This window comes from Roseibium sp. RKSG952 (genome assembly GCF_009711355.1).
This window is the reverse complement of the sequence record NZ_SMMF01000957.1, coordinates 110,473-130,579: the sequence shown is the minus strand read 5'-3', so window position 1 is coordinate 130,579 and position 20,107 is coordinate 110,473. Positions and strand designations below refer to the sequence as shown.

General features: G+C 54.9%; 16 protein-coding genes and 1 pseudogene. 10 read left to right on the top strand and 7 right to left on the bottom strand.

All coding sequences use genetic code 11. From position 1 onward, the window contains the following. Positions 1–22: 22 nt before the first annotated feature. Positions 23–2,218, bottom strand: coding sequence for an aminomethyltransferase family protein (locus E1297_RS38880; protein ID WP_209016267.1), 2,196 nt, complete (start codon positions 2,216–2,218; stop codon positions 23–25). A gap of 172 nt (positions 2,219–2,390) precedes the next feature. Here E1297_RS38880 and E1297_RS38875 point away from each other — a divergent pair, with 172 nt between their 5' ends. From E1297_RS38875 to E1297_RS38850, 6 genes and pseudogenes are all read left to right on the top strand, one after another. Next, the gene (locus tag E1297_RS38875; protein WP_155147897.1) at positions 2,391–3,482 is read left to right on the top strand and encodes a LacI family DNA-binding transcriptional regulator; all 1,092 of its coding nucleotides are present in this window, start codon (positions 2,391–2,393) and stop codon (positions 3,480–3,482) included. Positions 3,483–3,507: 25 nt separating this feature from the next. After that, a pseudogene (locus E1297_RS38870) lies at positions 3,508–3,648 on the top strand (IS6 family transposase); the annotation flags it as partial. Between the two features lie 207 nt (positions 3,649–3,855). After that, on the top strand, positions 3,856–4,533 hold the full coding sequence (locus E1297_RS38865; protein ID WP_155147895.1) for a response regulator transcription factor: 678 nt from the start codon (positions 3,856–3,858) through the stop codon (positions 4,531–4,533). 1 nt (position 4,534) lies between these two features. Continuing rightward, complete coding sequence (locus E1297_RS38860) at positions 4,535–5,881, top strand: HAMP domain-containing sensor histidine kinase (RefSeq protein WP_155147770.1); 1,347 nt, start codon at positions 4,535–4,537, stop codon at positions 5,879–5,881. An 85-nt stretch (positions 5,882–5,966) separates the two neighbouring features. Next, complete coding sequence (locus E1297_RS38855; RefSeq protein WP_196223503.1) at positions 5,967–6,620, top strand: YfdX family protein; 654 nt, start codon at positions 5,967–5,969, stop codon at positions 6,618–6,620. A 171-nt stretch (positions 6,621–6,791) separates the two neighbouring features. Continuing rightward, the gene (locus E1297_RS38850) at positions 6,792–8,456 is read left to right on the top strand and encodes an ABC transporter substrate-binding protein (RefSeq protein WP_209016265.1); all 1,665 of its coding nucleotides are present in this window, start codon (positions 6,792–6,794) and stop codon (positions 8,454–8,456) included. A 553-nt stretch (positions 8,457–9,009) separates the two neighbouring features. Here E1297_RS38850 and E1297_RS38845 read toward each other — a convergent pair. Then, complete coding sequence (locus tag E1297_RS38845; protein ID WP_155147765.1) at positions 9,010–9,909, bottom strand: LysR family transcriptional regulator; 900 nt, start codon at positions 9,907–9,909, stop codon at positions 9,010–9,012. A 69-nt stretch (positions 9,910–9,978) separates the two neighbouring features. On the opposite strand from E1297_RS38845, the gene dctP reads away from it, so the two are divergent. The 4 genes from dctP (at position 9,979) to speB (ending at position 14,000) form a co-directional block, all read left to right on the top strand. After that, positions 9,979–11,061 (top strand): TRAP transporter substrate-binding protein DctP, encoded by a 1,083-nt coding sequence (gene dctP / locus E1297_RS38840; protein WP_209016264.1) that lies wholly within the window; start codon positions 9,979–9,981, stop codon positions 11,059–11,061. A 69-nt stretch (positions 11,062–11,130) separates the two neighbouring features. Then, complete coding sequence (locus tag E1297_RS38835) at positions 11,131–11,736, top strand: TRAP transporter small permease (RefSeq protein WP_155147763.1); 606 nt, start codon at positions 11,131–11,133, stop codon at positions 11,734–11,736. Beyond that, the gene (locus E1297_RS38830; RefSeq protein WP_155147761.1) at positions 11,733–13,013 is read left to right on the top strand and encodes a TRAP transporter large permease; all 1,281 of its coding nucleotides are present in this window, start codon (positions 11,733–11,735) and stop codon (positions 13,011–13,013) included. Before E1297_RS38835 ends, E1297_RS38830 begins: the two co-directional genes overlap by 4 nt. A gap of 21 nt (positions 13,014–13,034) precedes the next feature. Continuing rightward, positions 13,035–14,000 (top strand): agmatinase, encoded by a 966-nt coding sequence (gene speB / locus E1297_RS38825; protein WP_155147759.1) that lies wholly within the window; start codon positions 13,035–13,037, stop codon positions 13,998–14,000. A 150-nt stretch (positions 14,001–14,150) separates the two neighbouring features. Here speB and E1297_RS38820 read toward each other — a convergent pair whose 3' ends face one another. The 5 genes from E1297_RS38820 to E1297_RS38800 all read right to left on the bottom strand — a co-directional run. Continuing rightward, positions 14,151–15,371, bottom strand: a complete 1,221-nt coding sequence (locus tag E1297_RS38820; RefSeq protein WP_155147757.1) for an aminopeptidase P family protein — start codon at positions 15,369–15,371, stop codon at positions 14,151–14,153. A 164-nt stretch (positions 15,372–15,535) separates the two neighbouring features. Then, positions 15,536–16,372 (bottom strand): ABC transporter permease, encoded by an 837-nt coding sequence (locus E1297_RS38815; RefSeq protein ID WP_244328051.1) that lies wholly within the window; start codon positions 16,370–16,372, stop codon positions 15,536–15,538. 380 nt (positions 16,373–16,752) lie between these two features. Continuing rightward, positions 16,753–18,027, bottom strand: coding sequence for an ABC transporter permease (locus tag E1297_RS38810; RefSeq protein WP_155147752.1), 1,275 nt, complete (start codon positions 18,025–18,027; stop codon positions 16,753–16,755). A 74-nt stretch (positions 18,028–18,101) separates the two neighbouring features. Then, complete coding sequence (locus E1297_RS38805; protein ID WP_155147750.1) at positions 18,102–19,193, bottom strand: extracellular solute-binding protein; 1,092 nt, start codon at positions 19,191–19,193, stop codon at positions 18,102–18,104. An 88-nt stretch (positions 19,194–19,281) separates the two neighbouring features. After that, a partial coding sequence (locus tag E1297_RS38800) for an ABC transporter ATP-binding protein (protein ID WP_155147889.1) occupies positions 19,282–20,107 on the bottom strand: 826 nt, incomplete at its 5' end.

The window sequence follows — 20,107 nt, the reverse complement described above, 5'->3', positions numbered from 1 at the left end:
TTGCGTAGTGTTGCTTGCGCCTTCAGGCGCGCGCCCGCTTTCGTTGCGGGTCTATGAATGGAATGTCCGAGACAGTGGCACCGAGCCTTTTCATCCGCCCGTCAAGTTGACCGATTTCCAGCTGTGTCCCGTTCTCGGAGTGTTCGGCCGACACCCTCGCCATCGCGATGGCGTGTTCCAGCATCGGTGACCTAGTGGCCGAAGTGACGACGCCTACCTGCCGTTCACCGGCAAAAACAGGGGCGCCGTGGGCAGGTACATCATCACAGCCGATCAGTAAGCCTTTGAGCGCGCGACGCGGCTCTCGCGCGTTTCTTTCAAGCGCGGCTTTGCCCGTAAAATTGTTTTTGTTCAGATCGATGGCGAAGCCCAACCCGGCTTCGAATGCATCTACTCCGGGTGCAAATTCAGCATTTGCCGCGGCCAACCCGGCTTCGATCCGGATAATGTCCAATGCTGCCGAGCCCATGGGTGTAACTCCAAGTTCCTGACCCGCTTCCATAACAGCGTCCCAGATCTCAATCGCGTCAGACTTGGAACAGAAGATTTCGTAGCCCAGCTCCCCAGTGTATCCGGAGCGCGAGAGCATAAATGGCGCACCTTCGCGATTATTGAGGCGGGCGATCGTCACACCGAACCACTTCATGTCTTCCAACGACGGCACATGCGGCTGAGTAAAGGTGATCTTGCGCAATAGGTCGCGCGATTTTGGCCCCTGAATCGCGAGGTTAGGCATCGCGTTCTGCATAGCGTGCACACGGACCTGCAGGCCCAGATTCGTGGCCAATGACTGTAGTGCACGGCCGCTTTCTTCAGAGCCGCAGCACCAGCGAAAAATCTCGGGCGCAAGCCGAAAAAGCGTGCCGTCATCGATGACCGACCCGCTTTCGTCGCACATCAAAGTGTAGGACCCGCGCCAGACCGGCAGCTTGGCCACGTTTCGGGTTGTTGCTTGTTGCAGCAGTTTCTCCGCATCTGGGCCAACGATATCGAATTTGCGCAACCCGCTCATGTCCTGCACCGTCACTGCCTCGCGACAGGCCCAGTACTCGCCCAATGTGCCATGGGCCGGGTAGCTGACCGGTGTCCACAGATCGCGCGCCGGGGCGAAATGCTGGGTCAGCGGGGCCAGACGGTCATGAAACGCGGACTCCTGACTGATCGACATCGGGGCATCTTCCTTTTCACGATAGGCAACCGCGCGGCGGATCGGCGTTTCCGGGCGGTAGATACGGACATGCACATCCGTCGGGTTCCAACCATTGATCGGGTCTATATCGTCCGGGCAAGCAGTCGAAACGCAAACCAGATCTTCCAGTGCCCGCATGGTTACGTAGTCTCCGGGGCGCGAGTGGGATTCTTCGGTCAGGATGTGATGACTTGCCGGATCAATCCAGGTACTCCAGAAGAAATTGATGGCCGGCCACGCAGATCGGCGAGCTACGCCGTAGGCTGCTAGCGCATTCGACATATTGTCTGAACAGTTCACATGGCCGGGAAAGCCGCGTTCTTCATAGCCGCGCGCTGTACAGGCCAAACCAAAGGTGTCGTGCCGCCCACAGGTGTCTTGCACCACGTTGAGAAGAGGCCGCATCTCACGGTCGTAAAACTTGTCAAGCAAACCGGGGCCAGGATAGGCGCGTCGCACCATCGACCGGGTCGCGGTCGAGTCGATCATACATTCGTCTCCGCGATCCAACCCGTCGGAACGAAGTGCCATGAAGTCAGAGCACTGCTGCCCCTCGACGTCGATGATTTGAACAAATTCACCGACTTTCAGCTCATATGCGAGTCCCGTACCGCGCGGTACAGTGAATTCGTCTCGCGTATCACCCAAAAGCGGTGGCAAAAAAGGCACGCTTGAAGCTGCAACCGTATGAGAAACCGCGACGCAGCCAGAACCAATCCCTTCGATCAATCCAGTGTTCGGAGTTGGTCGGATCAGCCAAACTGTGATGCGATTGTCTGTACGCAAGATCAGAGGATCTGCAGACGCGACTGCCTTGTAGCATGGAACTGTTTGCGTTGGATTTCCGCCATTCGCACTGATCCAACCCTCGAGTGGCTCGCTGTTGAATTCGTAGTGATCAAGCGCTCCGTTTGCCTCTAAGCCCAGATGAGCAAGCGCAGTCTGCCCGTCGAGATATGCAACAATGTCCAGAGGTTGCGTCTGCGACGCCGCTTCCAAGGATAGCAAATCACCCGGATCCAACTCCACTCGGATCGCTTCCCGCGATGCCAGAACATATTTTCGAACCCCAGAAGCCTTCGGAAACCCAGGGAATCTGCGTCCCGGGCTTTCGAACCCGGAATTCGTGAACTCGTGTAAGACAGCAGAACCTTGCATATCGCTGTTGGATTCTCAGTTATGAAACTAGTTACAGAGGTTGATGAAACCAGTTACATATGTCAACACTTTCAATGAAACTCAAAATAAGTGGACGCAAATACAGGTGACACAAAAAGCCCCCGCGCTGAAAAAACGCGCAAATCTCAGAGATGTCGCAAAAGCAGCGGGCGTTTCAGTCGCGACGGTGTCCCGAGTACTGAATGAACCAGATGTGGTAAAAAAGGACACTCTGGAGAAAGTTCAAAAAGCGATCACTGAACTTCGCTTCGTCCCTAGTGCGGCGGCCCGAGCAATTAACTCTGGCCGTACGCGTTTTGTAGGTGCGCTGGTTCCAACTCTGGACAATGCTATTTTCGCTCGGTTCTTGGCCGCTTTGGAGCGAAAGCTTTCCGAAGATGGGCTATCGTTGATTGTGGCCACTACTGACTCTGACCTGCAGGTCGAAGCTAAAAAGGCGAAGGGGCTTGTCGATATTGGGGCAGAAGGACTGATCGTTACCGGCGCAACCCATTCCGATGAGTTCCACGAACTTCTCGAACGTACGATGATCCCCACAATCATCACATCCTATTATGACGGCTCCAATCCTTTGCCAACGATCGGGTATGACAACAAGGCCGTGGCACAATTGGCACTGCAGCACCTCATTGATCTGGGGCATCAGAAAATCACTGTTGTGCACGGCCCGGTTCACAACAATGACCGGACACTCGCGCGGCTTTCCGGGCTGCGCGCTGCGAACTGGAACGGCGAACTTGCAACTGTTGAGACTGAAATCAGCCTTCGCGGCGGTGCGGAAGCAGCTGCGCGTATCGTAAGTAATGCGGTCAAGACTGACGCTGTCTTGTGTCTTTCGGACGTCGTCGCGCTAGGGGTTTTGTTTGGTCTTCAATCCAAGGGAGTAAGTGTTCCGAAAGACGTATCGTTGATGGGCCTGGATGATCTGCCCAGTTCTGCCGTCGCCGTACCCTCGTTGTCGACGGTTCATCTTCCAGTTTCCAGAATGGGCGAACGTGCAGCCATCGCGTTGGCCCGCTGGATTTCTTTCCAGGAGAGACCAGAGTCTGAAAAGTTAGAGGCACAGTTGATCGAAAGAAATTCTGCGATACGAAAGTCAGCGCTGGAAAATTAGGTCTTCTCTCAGAGTAGTTGGCGCCGACAAAAGCGGAGCCAATGCTGCATGCATCAAGGCTATTACCAGAATACTCTAAGGATTTGGCTGCCCAGTACCAATCGAGATGGTGAGGCGTAAATACCTGAACAACATCGTGGAGCAGGATCCCCGTTTCATCAAACGATGATCACGGTTCTGTTCACGATCATTTTGGCTCGCGCTGCCAGACATGCACTGGCTTCAGGATGGATGGGTCAACCGTTACATCGTGCCCTAGTTTTTTGCACAAGAAAGTTGCGCGGCAAGACGGGTCGTCCTGTCGCTACCAGCTCATCAGAACCCAACCATGCGATCGCTTTTCGAGCAGGCGCATTTGACGTATCAACGGGGTATGAAAGTTCTTTTGGCAGAAGACGATGTGAAATCGGCTGACTATATCCGCAAAGGCCTGACCGAACACGGATATGTTGTTGACTGGGTAGAAGACGGGCGAGAGGCTCTGACCTATTGCCTCTACAATAGCGTAGACATTGCGATTGTTGATCGGATGCTGCCTGGCATGGATGGGTTGTCAGTTGTAAAGGCACTACGCGCATCGAAAAGCGATCTGCCAATCATCTTTCTGACTGCTCTCTCGGATGTGGATGACCGGGTCGAAGGGCTGCTGGCTGGCGGTGACGACTATATGGTCAAGCCGTTTCACTTTTCAGAGTTGCTTGCCCGGATTACTGCTCTTTCCCGGCGCCCGGGCCAGACCGCTCAGGAGACTATTCTAGAGGTTTATGACCTGAGTCTGGATCTCTTGACCCGAACAGCAACCAGGCAGGGCCAGGTGATTGAGCTTTTGAATAAGGAGTTTGCTCTGTTACAGCACCTGATGGAGCATCCGGGTAGAGTTGTCAGTCGCACAATGATCTTGGAGAAAGTGTGGGATTTCACTTTTGACCCCGGCACCACAATTGTTGAAACGCACATCAGCAAACTGCGACACAAAGTGGATAAGCCGTTCAAAACCGCGCTGATACACACGGTACGTAACATGGGATATACGATCCGTGCGCCTCGGTGAGTTGATCGGCGGCCAGCCGTTCAAAGCGACACTAAGGGCACTGTTTTTCTTTCTGGCAATATTTTCGGTTGGCGGATGGGCATTGGTACGGATCGTGGAGAATACGCTGGTCAGCGAACTAAATGCCCAAAGCGAAGGCGAAAGCCTTTTGCTAGGTGATATTTATGAGGCCGAAGGGCAATCCGGCCTGGTAGACACTCTGCATCAGATGGATCGCCTTTCTGAGCCATCCAATCGTGTTGTGTCTTTGCTGGACGCGAACAGTGTAACCCTAACCGGTCCATTTGCGTTGGCCCCAGATTTTGTCGGGGTAGCACCGCAGGATTTGAGTCCACTGACTAATGGTCGCGTGGTCGGCGAGTACCATTTGAGCGTTCACAAGCTTGATGACATGACATTGGTTATTGGGCGTAGCAGAGAGCCAATTCAACTTGCTGTCATGAGGCTTGTGGGGGGGTTAGTGGTGTTTGGGCTGATAAACACCATCGCAATACTGGCCTTGGGACTTTGGGCAAGCCGTTTCTCAATGACCCGATTGCAAGAGATGAACTCAGCGCTTTCACGGGTTTCGGATGGTGACCTAGATGTCAGATTGCCCGTTTATAATCGGGACGATCAGTTTGACCGTATTGCAACGCGAGTGAACCAGAATCTCGATCGATTGACGCTTTTGGTTACCGGAATGAAATCAACCGCTTCTGCAATCGCGCATGATCTGAAAACTCCACTTTCACATCTGCAAATTGCGTTGCACGAGATCGCAGATGCGGTGGACCAGCAGACTGACCCTGTACCCAAGATCGATGCAGCTCTCGCAGAAGCCGAGGCCCTGGGTACGATTTTCGACACCATGCTTCGAATCGCGCGGGTCGAAGCTGACCGTGATCAATCGCGATTGCAATTGATCCCACTTCGGCCCCTGGTTGAAGAGGTAGCAGAATTCGTTCGTCCGATGACTGAAGAAAGCAATCAGACCCTAGTGGTAAAATCGCAAGATGTTCAGATCAAAGCTGACGCTCCGATGATAAAGCAGGCTCTGGTTAACCTAGTGATGAACGCATCAAACCATGCTGGAAGCGGCGCGGAGATTAATGTTGAGATCATCGCCACTGAACACGGTGCGACACTGGTCGTTCGTGACACAGGCCCCGGAATTCCGGAGGACGACATGGACCGTGCGCTGCAACCGTTCGTCCGGATGGATGCGGCCCGCACCACGCCCGGAAGCGGGCTTGGGCTGGCTTTGGTGCGAGCAGTTGTCGACCGTCATGGCGCAACGCTGACGCTGTCAGATGCCAAACCGGGCCTATGTGTTTCGATCATGTTTCGAGAGTTCAAAAAAAATTAAACTTCGTCGCAAGCTCAGGTGAAGTTCGCGAACTAGTTTCCGGTCAATCGCAGCAGATAATGCTGCAGAAGATCAGGAGATGAGCATGAAAGCGAATACGAAATCTGTGGCCACCATTGTTGCCCTCGCCCTCGCCACGACAAGTTTATCGCAAATTGCGTTTGCTGAGACGGAAGTGAGCAGCGAAACGGAAACTGGTGGAGAGGTTGAAACACAACACATCCGCATTCCTGCTACCGGCAAACTCATTCTGGACGGTGTGCGGGCTGCGCGCCTGGCCTTGTTCGATGGCAATCTTGATCAGGCCAAAGAAATCGTGTCCGCCTCACGAGGCGCTATCGACGAGCATGCGGCAAAATTCTCGGTGCATCTGAGTGATAGCAAGGGTTACGCGCTGCCCGTCGACAGCGGGTTAAAGTTCTCCGATGGGTTTGAGCCCACGGATCAGCATGGCGCTAGCATAACCCAAGCTGGGGTCATGATTCAGGAGGGGCGCGTGGATGAAGCGATCAAGGTCATGTCGAAGGCTGGCGTCGAATTAGATGTCGCAGTCGTTATGTTGCCTGTCGGCGCCACCGCAACACATCTGGAACAGGCACTGACCGATATCGAGGCAGGACAGATTCATAAGGCCAATATGGCGCTTAAGGCGGTGGAAACCTCGACGGTGATCCAAGACTTCAAGCCCGGCAATCTGCCTGCCCAAGGTTATCCTTTAGCCGACATTCTTCCGGGTTGAACTGACCACTCACGGAAGACCTGCCCTGCGTGGGTCTCACCATTTCACGCAGGGCAACTCGATGGCGGTCAGCCCCGGGCGAGAGGGTTCTGACAGCACCAAAGATCGTCTTTGGCGAATTATTTTATCGTGTTGATCCTCGCATTGAAATACTCACCAAGGGAGGCAAAATTGGAAAGTAAGACTAAAAAACAATCTGATATCCACTGGGCGATCGAAATGCACGCCAGTGAATATCATCAGGGAAAGCTTAGCCGCCGCGAATTCTTGACTCGTGCCACTGGCCTCGGGGTTAGCGCTGCGGCTGCTTACAGTTTGATTGGTGTGCCGGTCCCGGCAACTGCGGATGTCATCAAGAAGGATGGCGGCGTTGTGCGCGTTCAGATGAGCGTGCGCGCTTTGAAGGACCCGCGTACCTATGACTGGTCCGAAATGGGCAACGAAACCCGCGGCACCCTTGAATATCTGGTGCAGTATAACCCCGATGGTTCGTTGACGCCCATGCTGCTAGAAGGCTGGGAGGTCAATGATGACGCCACCGAATACACTCTACATGTCCGCAGGGGCGTGAAGTGGAACAATGGTGACGATTTTACGGCTCAGGATGTCGCCCGTAATATTCGCGGCTGGACTGACAGAAGTGTCGAAGCCAACTCGATGGCCGGTCGCTTTGCAAGTCTAGTTGACCCGACACTGAACAAAGCCAGCCCCGACATGGTCAAAGTCGTAGACGATCACACGGTCAAGCTTACACTACCGAATTCGGATATTTCTCTGATTGCAGGAATGTCTGACTATCCTGCTGCAATCGTGCATGAATCCTTCGATGAAAACGACGTCAAAGGTGCCATTGGCACCGGTCCGTATCTGATCGAAGAATTTGAGGTGAGCGTTAAATGCACACTGATACGCAATGATGCGCATCCATGGTGGGGCGACGAGGTGTTCGGCAAACCAGCTTTGGAAAAGATCGAATACATCGACTATGGCACCGATCCGGCTGCTTGGCTGGCAGCGCTGGAATCCGGCGAAGTCGATATGCTTCACGAGGCCGTCGGAGAATTCATCGATGTTCTGGATGGCCTCGGCTATGAAAAGTCCGAAGTGCTGACCATGAGCACCATTGTCATCCGTCCCAACCAGCAAGCAGAGGTAAATGGTAGCAAACCTTATGCTGACAAGCGGGTGCGCAAGGCAATTCAAATGGCGGTTAAAAACGCTGTTCTGCTCGAACTTGGTTACGGGAATCGCGGCGAAACTGCCGAAAACCACCATGTAGGCCCGTTGCATCCCGAATTCGCCCCGTTGCCACCTATGCCCTATGATCCGAAGGCCGCGAAAGCACTGATGGATGAGGCCGGAATGGGCGATTACGAGCACGAATTGTTCTCGATCGACGATGACTGGCGCAGAAACACAGCTGACGCCGTGGCCGCTCAGTTGCGGGATGCGGGTATCAAGGTAAAGCGGACAGTTCTGCCTGGGGCAACCTTCTGGAACGACTGGACCAAGTACCCGTTCAGTTCAACCAATTGGAACCATCGACCCTTGGGTGTGCAGATTCACGCGCTTGCCTACAAATCAGGCGAGGCATGGAATGAGTTTGGTTGGGAAAACCCCGAGTTTGACGCCCTGCTGGCTGAAGCGTTGACAATTGCGGATGCAGACAAGCGCCGCGTGGTGGCGAAAAAGATGGAAGAACTGATCCAGGAAGAAGGCGTCACCATTCAGCCGTACTGGCGTTCACTCTATCGTTTCATGGTCGAAGGCTTGGCTGAAACCGGAATGCACCCAGCCTTTGAACATCATCACTACAAATGGGGCTGGAAGGCCTGAGCCTCTAACCCCTGCCAATTTCAGGCGTTCAGCTCAGACCAGATCTGATGGGCGCCTTCTTCAACACACTTCCTGAGGTTGTCCCCTCACTCATGGAAGGCGCGCTCTGCGAATATCCGGGGATGTGACGCAGAGCGCAGTAATTAACTAGAGATCGAGATGTATCATGTCATCAATATCCCAGATACCGAGAAGAACGATCTGGTTGGCTATCTCAAGTCGCATATGAAAGCGCGCATTATCGATCAGTTGAGGCTAATGGCATGAAGGGAATATCGATCTCTCTTGCCGAGCTGGTTGGCGCGTGTCCCCCGCGCGCCTCACGGTGTTCACTACCCCTGAGGCCTGCATAAGATCTTGTATAACCGTGGTACGCGACCAAACGACAAAGGCACCTTCGGTTTGAAGATGGTTAGACGAAATCATGTTCGACGGGCCCCTGAACTTGGGGCGTGTGAAAGCCCGCTATAGACGATGCCCGAAAGCCTTCCTTTCAGAAATCGCAATCTACTGACTTAGAAAATCAATGAGTCCGACGCTTGATATTGACACTTTATCGTTCAGCGTCCGCTCCACAAGCCCAGATCACATCCTCAACAAAAAGCTCAACTGCTCGTCTGTGAAGGTTTGTCGGCCGGGTTGCGAGGTAGAATGTGGAGGTCCAGTGCAACCTGTCCGGCGCAAGTTCTCGGAGCTTTCCGTTCTGTGCTCTGGCTTCTACGAAGTGGACCGGCAGTGGCCCAAGGTAGTGTCCGGTCTCAATTAGTGTCGCCATGGCCTCCATATTCGCCACGACAGCCTTTGGGTCTGTAGATTGAAGTTCGGGCGATACCAGGTGGCTGTAGGATCGCTGGCAAATATGATAGCCCGAGATGATGTTGATATCGATTTTGTCGTTGGGCAAATCGAACAACGGATGGTCGCGACCGCAATAGAGCCGGTGCTCTTCTTGGCACAATTCGGTGTATTTCAGATCAGCAACTTGGTTGCGAAACGGTGCAATTGCAACATGCAGTTCTCCGGTTATCAGCTGTTGTGTGAGCTCTGTCGGTGAAGCGACAACAACCTCCAGGCGCACATCGTTTGGCCGGTCGAGAAACCGCTTCAGCGCCTTTTCCAGGCTCAGGTCGGCAAGGGTGTTGACGGCGTCCACGACACCGATCCGTAAATCGCCCGTTGTGGCGTCCCGAAGCTCAAGGAGTTCGGCATCAAAATCACGCGCGCTGCGCAGAATGTCCCTGGCTTTGCCATAGGCGATCTCACCTCGCTCCGTGAGGCGGAACCCCCCTCGCCCGCGTTCGCACACACGATATCCAAGTGCCGCTTCGAGATCGCGGATTCGAATGCTGATGGCGGATTGTGTAATGCCCAATGCGTACTGTGCATCGGTAAATCCACCGCAATCGACCACGGCCACAAATGTCTCAAGAAGTGTATTTCTCAGCAGTTTCAAAGGTCAGCTCCTCCTCACCACATAACATAGTTTTTCTTTATGTGAACATTTACAAGATGATATTTTTTCATGAAAGAATCCGTGGTGTGGTTCTCTCTAGAATTGGCAATGAAAGCGAAATGGGAGGACATTCGCGTGACAATCTCTTTCTCCAATATCAAGATAACTGCCGCGGCTGCGCTGCTGAGCATCGCGCCGATCAGCGTGATGGCCGAGGACTGGAAATTCGCCATCGAGGAGATCCCGGGCTCGATCATGGACGCCTATGCTCAGGAGTTCAAATCGCGCATCGAAGCAGCCACCAACGGCGAAGTGACCGTAACGGTTTACCCGATGGGTACCCTGGGCACGCCAACCGAAACGGTCGAGCAGGCCGCGGACGGCATCATCCAGTTCACCAACGTCTCGATCGGCAACCTTGGCACCATTGTTCCCGAAAGCCAGGTCTTCCTGCTGCCCTACCTGCTGCCGTCTGATCCGGCAGCGATTTCGAACATCCTCAGCAGCTCGGAAACCATTTACGGTCCGCTGAACGATGACTTCCGTCAGCGTGGTCTGGAAGTCATGACCATGTATTCCGAAGGCCCGCAGGTCTGGACCACCAACCGCGAAATCCGCACACCTGAAGATTTTGACAACTTCAAAATGCGCGTGATGGTGTCGCCAATCCTTCTGGAGACCTACAAGAACATGGGCGCCAGCCCGACACCGCTGCCGTTCGGCGAGGTGTTCGGCGCGCTGCAACTGGGTGCTGTCGACGGTCAGGTAAACCCGATCCCGACCATCGAAGAAATGAAGTTCTACGAAGTCACCAGCCACCTGATCTGGGCTGGCGAGCAGGAACTGGTAACTACGGTTGTGGCCGGGTCGGACTGGTTCGAAACCCTCAGCCCTGATCGCCAGCAACTGGTGCGTGACACCATGGCCGACATGACCGGTTTCATCGACGGCGTCGTTACCGACTTCAATCAGCAGCGTCTGGACATCATCAAGGAAGCAAAGCCTGACATCGGTCTGGTCGTGCTGACTGAAGAAGAGCGTGACGCCTTCCGTGAGCGCAGCACCGGCACATCGGCGGCTTATGTCGACACCGTGGGCGCCCGTGGTCAGGAACTGCTGGACGCACTGCAGGCGGAACTGTCGGGCAACTGATCCCCAAACCACTCACACAAGAACTTCCTCACGCGCCCTGCGCGTGAGGGCTTTCAAAGGGAGGACACCATGCAAAGCGGTACTGCCACTCCCTTCGGCTTTTTGGGTAAGATCGACGCCGTCATCGGACGGATCGAAGTCTGGATCCTGGGCTGGGGGATCATCCTGATGGCCGCGAACACGATCGCCAACGTCTTTGGCCGGTATGTGTTCAATCAATCCATCTATTTTTCTGAGGAGCTGAACGAGTTTCTGATCGTCATCGTCACCTTCATGGGGTTGGGCTATGCCACCCGAAAGGGCATCCATATCCGCATGTCGGCAATCTATGACGCCCTTCCTATCAAGATCCGCAAGGGCTTGATGCTCGTGATTGCTGCGACCACCGCGATCGTCATGGCAGTTTTGGCTTGGTATGCGCTGGAATATGTTCAGAAAGTCGCCTCGCGCGGGCGGATTACGCCGGCGCTGCAACTTCCTCTTTATCTGACATACGTCTGGGTGGTGGTTGGCCTGAGCCTTGCGTCTTTCCAATACCTGCTGACGGCAATCCGCAATCTGAACTTTGCCGAGGAAGAGGTTTACGTCTCTTACCTCGAAGTCGACAGCTACGAAGACCCTGAGACAGCAGCCGCAATTCAGCGCTACGAAGAATCCACGGAGGCAGACAAATGACCGAGTTGATGCTGATCGTGATGATCGTCCTGCTGTTGGCAGGTTTTCCAATGAAAATGCCGCTGATCTCGGCGGCGGTGCTGGGGTTCCTTGTCTATTTCCCCAACATGAACATGCAGATCCTGATCCAGCAGATGATCGGGGGTGTGAAACCGGCCGCGCTGATTGCGGTGCCAATGTTCATTCTCGCTGCCGATATCATCACGCGGGGTCATTCCGCCAACCGGCTGATCGATCTGGTGATGAGTTTCATGGGCCACATCAAAGGCGGGTTGGCAATTTCTGTCACATCAGCCTGCGCGTTGTTCGGCGCAGTTTGTGGCTCGACACAGGCGACCGTGGTGGCCATCGGTGGGGCCATGCGGCCCCGGATGCTGAAATCGGGCTATAGCGACAGCTTTTCGATTGGTCTGATCGTCAACGCCGCCGACCTCGCCTACCTGATCCCACCCTCGATCGGCATGATCATCTATGGCGTGGTCTCAGGCACCTCAATCTCGCAACTGTTCATTGCGGGTATCCTACCGGGCCTGCTGATCGTGGTGCTGTTCTCGGCCTATTGCATGTATTACGCCTATCGCCACGATATTCCCGTGCTGCCGCGGGAAGGCTGGGGCCAGCGCTTTACCGCTCTGCGCAAGGCACTTTGGCCGATGGGCTTCCCGGCCATCATCGTTGGCGGCATCTATGGCGGTGTCTTCTCTCCAACCGAAGCCGCTGCAATCTGCGTTCTCTATGCTGTCGTGCTTGAGGTCGTGATCTTCCGCTCGATCAAAATCGGAGATCTGTTCGATATCGCACTGTCCACCGGCGCCATCACTTCGGTTGTCTTCATCCTGATCGCAGCAGGCGCGGCCTTCAGCTGGACGCTCAGCTTTGCACAGGTGCCGCAGACCATCATTGCCGCGCTGGGTCTTGAACAGGCCAGCCCGCTCATGGTGCTGCTTGCAATCAACGTCGCCTTCTTTGTTGGCTGCATGTTTGTAGACTCGATCGTGGTGATCCTGATCCTGGTGCCAATCTTTGCCCCCATGATCAAAGCCAGCGGGTTGGACCCGGTATTGGTTGGTGTCCTGATCACATTGCAGGTGGCCATCGGCGCGGCCACACCACCCTTTGGCTGCAACCTGTTCACTGCCATCGCTGTCTTCCGCCGGCCCTTTGTCGAAGTGGTACGCGGTGTACCCCCGTTCCTGATCATTCTTTTGATTGTGACCGGGTTGCTGGTAGCCTTCCCTCAAATCGCCCTGTTCCTACCGGAACTGGCTTATCGCTAAACTATAAGAAACGGAGAATTCATGTCGGGACATGGTTATGAAGCTGGTCGTCTGAATCTGCCTTTTGTCGGCATCTCGACCTTTGGCAAAAAACCTTACGTCGAGAACTGGGACGAGATCGACGCGGATGTGGCAATCCTCGGTGCGCCATTTGATTTCGGCTGCCAGTTCCGTTCGGGTGCGCGTTTTGGTCCGCGTTCGGTCCGCGAGGCATCGACCCTGTTCAGCTTCGGTCATGCCGGGGCGTATGATCACGAGGACGATGCCACCTATCTTGGCAGCGACGTGCGTATCGTCGATCTGGGGGATGCAGATATCATCCACACCAAAACCGAAGAGAGCCACGCCAACATCGAATACGGCGTCAAGAAAATACTCGACGCGGGTGCAATCCCCGTCACAATCGGCGGTGATCACTCGGTCAATATTCCCTGCATTAACGCCTATGCTGAAGACTGCGCCGAGAAAGGTCCGATCCACGTCATTCAGATCGACGCGCATCTGGATTTCGTCGATGAGCGCCACGGCGTAACTGTCGGCCACGGCAACCCAATGCGCCGCGCGATTGAGAAGGATTACGTATCGGGCATGACCCAGCTGGGTATCCGCAACGTATCTTCGACCGCGAAAGAGGGTTATGACGATGCCCGCGCCCGCGGCTCGGATATTCTGTCGGTCCGACAGGTACGCAAACTGGGAACTCAGGGAGTTTTGGATCGTATTCCCGAAGGTGTACGCTATTATGTCACCATCGATATTGACGCATTCTGCCCATCAATTGCGCCCGGGACTGGCACACCCAGCCATGGTGGTTTTCAGTATTATGACGTGTTGGAGATTCTGCAGGGTCTGAGTAAACGTGGCGATGTTGTTGGCATCGATCTGGTAGAGGTCGCCCCAGCTTATGACCCATCTGAAAGCACCCAGATTCTTGCGGCGCAACTGTTGCTGAACTTCATCGGCTTCATCTTCCACAATCGGAAGTAAGTTCCCTCCCCAGAGCATTCTGCATTTGAATGCTTCAGTATTCCGGCAGTCAGTCTGATCTGAGTGCCGGAATACGTCGTTTGAAGCGCTCAGGATCTGATATGTCGATATCCTTTGGCAAGCGTGGAGCAAGTGGCCCCACGTATCCGGTCAGGCGCCGATAATGTTGTGACCCGGGCCATATGGGAAGCCTGTGATGTTTTCTGCACCATCTTCACCAACAACAAGAATATCGTGTTCACGATAACCGCCTGCGCCGGGCTGCCCTTCGGGTATCCACAACATGGGTTCAATTGAAACCACCATGCCCGGTTCGAGAACGGTGTCGATGTCCTCACGCAATTCCAGCCCTGCCTCGCGCCCGTAATAGTGGCTGAGAATACCGAAGGAATGGCCGTAGCCGAAGGAACGGTATTGCAGCAGGCCCTCATCCGCAAAGAAGCGGTTGATCTCGGCAGTGATGCCGGAACAGGTCGCGCCCGGTTTGATCAGACTTAGGCCCAGTTCATGAGCTGCGACGTTAGCTTTCCACAAGCGCAGGCTTTCGGCGTCCGGTTCACCCAGAAACAAGGTCCGCTCAAGCGCTGTGTAGTATCCCGAAATCATCGGGAAAGTGTTCAGCGAAAGAATATCGCCCTTCTGCAGCGCGCGTTTTGTCACCGGGTTATGGGCGCCGTCTGTGTTGAGACCTGACTGGAACCAAACCCAGGTGTCACGGTATTCAGCATCCGGGTAAGCGCGTGCAATCTCCGCCTCCATTGCATCGCGACCTGCCATTGCGATCTCAATCTCGGTGGCACCTTCTCGGATTGCAGCATGAATCGCGGCGCCACCAACGTCAGCGGTCCGTGCACCACCCTTGATTAGCTCGATCTCTTCTGCGGACTTCACCATGCGTGCTGCCATGGTATCGGGTGCAATGTCGACAAGCTCGGGCGCGCCCAGCATGTTCAGCGCGGTATCGCGTGCGGCCAAGGTCATGTGGTCGCTCTCGATACCGACGCGTTTCGTGTTACCAATCAGACTTGCAACAGCGCGCCAGTAATTGTCGCGCTTCCAGTCAGTGTAGATAACGTTTTCTTCGACAGAACGTCGCCAGGGCTGTCCCGCGTCAATATTGGCGGACACGGTCGTGCAGCTATCCTGTGTCACAACGCAGCCGTAGGGACGGCCGAAGGCACAGTACAGAAAGCCGGAATAGTAAGCGATGTTGTGCATCGAAGTCAGCAGCACTGCGGAAACATCGCGGGCTGCCATGATCGAGCGCAGCTTGGCCAAGCGGCGTTCATATTCGCCCTTGCTGAACGGCAGGGGCGCTTTGTCACCATTGTGACAGGTAAAGAACTCTGGGCGATTTGTTAAGTCGGTCATAGTCAGGTCTCTCATCTTTGCCGGACGTGCAAAGCCCGGCCACATGTCCCGGCGTTCAGGACAGGCGGTCTCGGGGTCCGAGAGCCGATCAACCCCTTAAGTGCCACGACGCCATCGCAGCAGGGGTTGAACGGGTGAATCGTTAAATGACCTGCTTTTTTACGTCAAGCCGGAGAAAGCCCGCGAAGACGTTCAGAACGACGACGCAGCAGTTCAACCGTGGTAAGCAACGCGATCGAGATCACCACGAGGATCGTCGCAACCGCCAGAATGGTCGGGCTGATCTGCTCCCGCAGGCCGGTAAACATCTGCCAGGGCAGGGTTTTCTGGCTGGCAGACCCGACAAACAGCACAACGACCACCTCATCGAACGAAGTGATGAAGGCGAACAGGCCACCCGAGATCACGCCGGGCAGGATCAACGGCATCTGGATTGAAAAGAACGTCCGGACAGGACCAGCGCCCATATTGGCAGCGGCGCGAGTCAGGGAACGGTCGAAACCCACCAGGGTTGCGGTTACAGTGATGATAACAAACGGAATACCCAAAACCGCATGCGCGAGGATAACTTTGATGTAACCCACAAGATTCTTGTTCATGCCTAGCGTACCTTCCATGAAGCGGCCGATATCACTGTAGAAAAAGAACATGCCGGTGGCTGAGATAATCAGCGGAACAATCATGGGCGAAATCAGGATACCCATAATGGCGCGGCGTCCGGGAACGTGGCTCTGGCTGAGGCCGATGGCCGCCAGCGTACCCAGAGAGACTGAAATGATTGTCGCAATCGGTGCGATGATCAGCGAGTTCTTGAAACTGCGCTGCCATTCATTGTTGGTAAAGAAATCGCGGTAGTGCTTCAGCGAATACCCTTCAGGGTCCAGCCGCAACATTTCCGGCGTGAACGTAAAGAAGTCCTGAGCGTTAAAGGACAGCGGCAGAACCACCAGAATTGGTGTGATCAGGAAGACAAAGATCGCACCACAGATCACTCTGAACAGGTAGTGGTAGAACACCTGTTTTGGCGTCAGGTAGGGCAACAGTTTGCGGCGATACCGGCCTTCGTACAGCCAATAGATGAACCAGATGAAGAACCACCCGCCCAGCAGGCCGAGTACACCCCCCATCGGACCGGAAACCAGAAAGCCAACGATGCCGAAGCCAAGGATATTGATCCATCGCGCCAGCTTTTCGTTTTTTAGCAGCGTAATGTAGATCCAGGCCAACCCTGCGATCAGGATCGCTCCACCCAACATTCCAAGAAGAATCGAGCCATTACCAGCGCCGACAAAAATTCCGGCGAAAGCGCCTGCAAGCGCAACGCTGGGCAGGACCATTGACAGAGGTTTGCGGGATATCGGTGTAAGTGCGGCCATTATTCTTATCCCAGCTTCACGTTATCAATGCCGACGATCTTGTCGTAGACCCAATAGAGCAGCAGCACGACACCCAGCAGGATTGTTCCCAAGGCCGCGGCAAGCCCCCAGTTCAGCGAGGACGAGATGTGGTAGGCGATCCGGTTCGAGATGAAGACACCCTTGGTTCCGCCGACAATCTCGGGCGTGATGTAGTAACCAATCGCCAGAATGAACACGAGGATCGAACCCGCTCCGATACCCGGAATGGATTGCGGGAAGTAGATGCGCCAGAAGGTGGTCCAGTTCGTGGCCCCCATCGACTTGGCGGCACGGGTGTAGGATGGCGGGATCGTCTGCATCACCGAATACATCGGCAGGATCATGAATGGCAGCAGGATATGCGTCATCGCAACAATCGTACCGATCTGGTTGTTGATGATGATCAGACGTGAATCGTCTGCAACCAGCCCGAGCCAAACCAGCGTGTCGTTGATTACACCTTGTTGCTGCAGCATGACCTTCCAGGCTGAGGTTCGCACCAGAAGGGATGTCCAGAATGGCAACAATACGAGGATCATCAGCAGGTTCGAAACCCGCATAGGCAATGTCGCCAGCAGGTAGCTGATCGGATAGGCCAACAGGATACATGCACCGGTAATCACCAGTGACATGAACAGCGTACGGCCAAAAAGTTTGATCAGAATCTGCTTGTCTTCCGGTTGCGCCTGCGCCCCTTCGGGAGTGCGTCGCATATCGACAGCATTCAGGAAGTAACCATTGGTAATTGGCACCGCGTGGGTCTTGATCACACGCCATGTCTGTGGATCACCCCAGCCTTCGTGAATTTCGATCAGCTGTTCTTTGAACGGTCCGTCGGTTTCGGGATCCAGACGCTTGAGCTTCCGACCGGATTTGCGGAACATCGAAGACATGCCCGTTTCTTCGTAGTTCAGACGCGTTCCCAAACGGGTGTGTTGTTTGTTGTCGATCGCAACGACCATATCACGGACGAACGCGTCATAAACGTCTTCGCCCGGTAACTCGCCACTTGTCTCATCCCAATTATTCAGTGCCTCGACCGTCAACGGAATCGTGTCCGAAACGATGCTGTTCTCGACCGAGCGGAACAGCATTGAGGCTATGGGGACAAGGAACGAAAACAGCACGAACAGGAGCAGTGGCGCGACAAGTAATAGCGCCCGGAGTTTCTGACGCCGCAACGAACGCGCGAGCGATTGCTTGAGCGGCGTTCCGTCCGCTGCCAGCATGGGTCCGGCGGGTTGGCTTGCGTCAGTCATTCGTGCCTCTTGGTTCTGCTTGGGTCAGGCGGCGGCGCACCGCCACCTAACTGGTCTTTCAACGCATTCAGCGATTATTGTGCCAGCCACGCCTGGAATTTGGCGTCGATGTCGTCACGATAGTCAGCCCAGAACTCGTAGTTGTAGAGGAACGTGTTCTTAGCGTTTTCCGGATCGGTCGGCATATGTGGTGCCATGTCGATACCCAGTTCGGCGTGCTGACCAACCAGCGGTGCAGACGATGCACGTGCAGGACCGTACGAGATGTACTTGGCCTGATCTGCCAGACGCTGAGTGTCGGTGGCGAACATGATGTAGTCCAGCGCGCGCTGCTTGCGCTCATCGCTCAGACCGGCCGGGATGATCCAGCCATCAAGGTCAAACACCTGAGCGTCCCAAAGCATTGCAACCGGCTGCTTCTGCTCTTCGATCACGCTGAACAGACGACCGTTATAGGTCGAACCCATGACGACTTCGCCATCAGCCAAAAGCTGCGGTGTGTCAGCACCGGCGGACCACCAGACAACGCTGTCCTTGATGGTGTCGAGCTTGGCAAGAGCCTGATCCTGACCTTCGGCAGTTGCCAGAACGTCATAAACGTCTTCTTTGGCCACGCCGTCACAGAGCAGAGCCCATTCCATGTTGTTGATCGGGCGCTTTTCCAGCGAGCGTTTGCCGGGATACGCTTCGAGATCGAATACCGCACAAATGTCGGTCGGAGGATTGTCGCCCACCAAATCTGTACGATAGCCAAAGGTCGTCGAATACACGATCTGCGGGATAAAACACTCGCTGACCAACAGGTCACCAAAATCTTCCGATGCAGGTGTTCCGTCAGGTGCTGCCGCCAGTTGCGTATCCGGGTCGATTTCCATCGCCAGGCCTTCGTCACACAGACGGATCGCATCTGCAGCCACAACATCAACCACATCCCATGTGATGTTGCCCGCTTCGTTCATCGCGCGCAGTTTTGCCACCGCTTCGGCCGAGCTGTCATCGTTAAGAATTGTGACGCCGGTCTTTTCCGAATAGGGCTCGTGATAAGCCTTTAGCTGAGATTTCGAATAGGCGCCGCCCCACGAGACGATCGTCATCTCTTCTGCGGAAACGGTGCCTGCGGCCGTCGCAATTGCGGCTGCAGAAAGCAAGATCTTTGTTGGTTTCATAAAGTATCTCCCAGTTATTCCCGTTTGTATTATTGTAGGCTGACGCACGGGTTTTCGTCAGCCTGTCCCTCTGCCTGACCCGGCTGGTCTATGCGTCCAGCGCACGACAATCCTGAGGCAGCCACCCGATCTCTATCTCTTCGCCGGGTTTCAGTTTTACAGCATCCGGGGCATTCCGTGTCTTGACGATGAACTCGTCATTTCCAGCGACCGACATGCGGAAGCGGAACACATCGCCCATATAGATGAACTCTTTCACTATCGCCTTGAGCGTGTGCGCATCGGCGTGCAGTCGGTCTTTGTTGAATTCAACCCGCTCAGGCCGGATCGACACTTTGGTGCGCTCGCCCGGCTGGTGAACATTGATCGGAACCGCATCAATTTCCGAGCCATCATCCAGTTGAACAAGGCAGGTATCACCGTCGATCGATTTCACCACGCCTTCCAGCGTGTTGTTCTCACCGATGAACTGCGCAACAAAGCTGTTCTCGGGTTCTTCATAGAGCTGATCGGGCGGGGCAAGTTGCTGGATGCGGCCGTCATCAAATACCGCCACACGATCCGACATCGTAAGGGCTTCGGTCTGGTCGTGAGTGACGTAAACGGTCGTGATTCCAAGCTCATGCGCAAGACGGGTGATTTCGAACTGCATGTGTTCGCGCAGCTGCTTGTCTAGTGCGCCCAGTGGTTCGTCCATCAATACCAGCTCAGGTTCAAAAACGAGAGCACGCGCCAGTGCGATCCGCTGTTGCTGTCCACCGGACAGCTGCGCAGGACGGCGGCTGCCAAAGGCACCCATCTGCACCATATCCAGAGCGCGCTTTACCTTTTCCTCTCGTTCGGACTTGCCCATCTTACGGACTTCCAGTGGGAACGAAAGGTTTTCGGCCACAGTCATGTGCGGGAACAGGGCG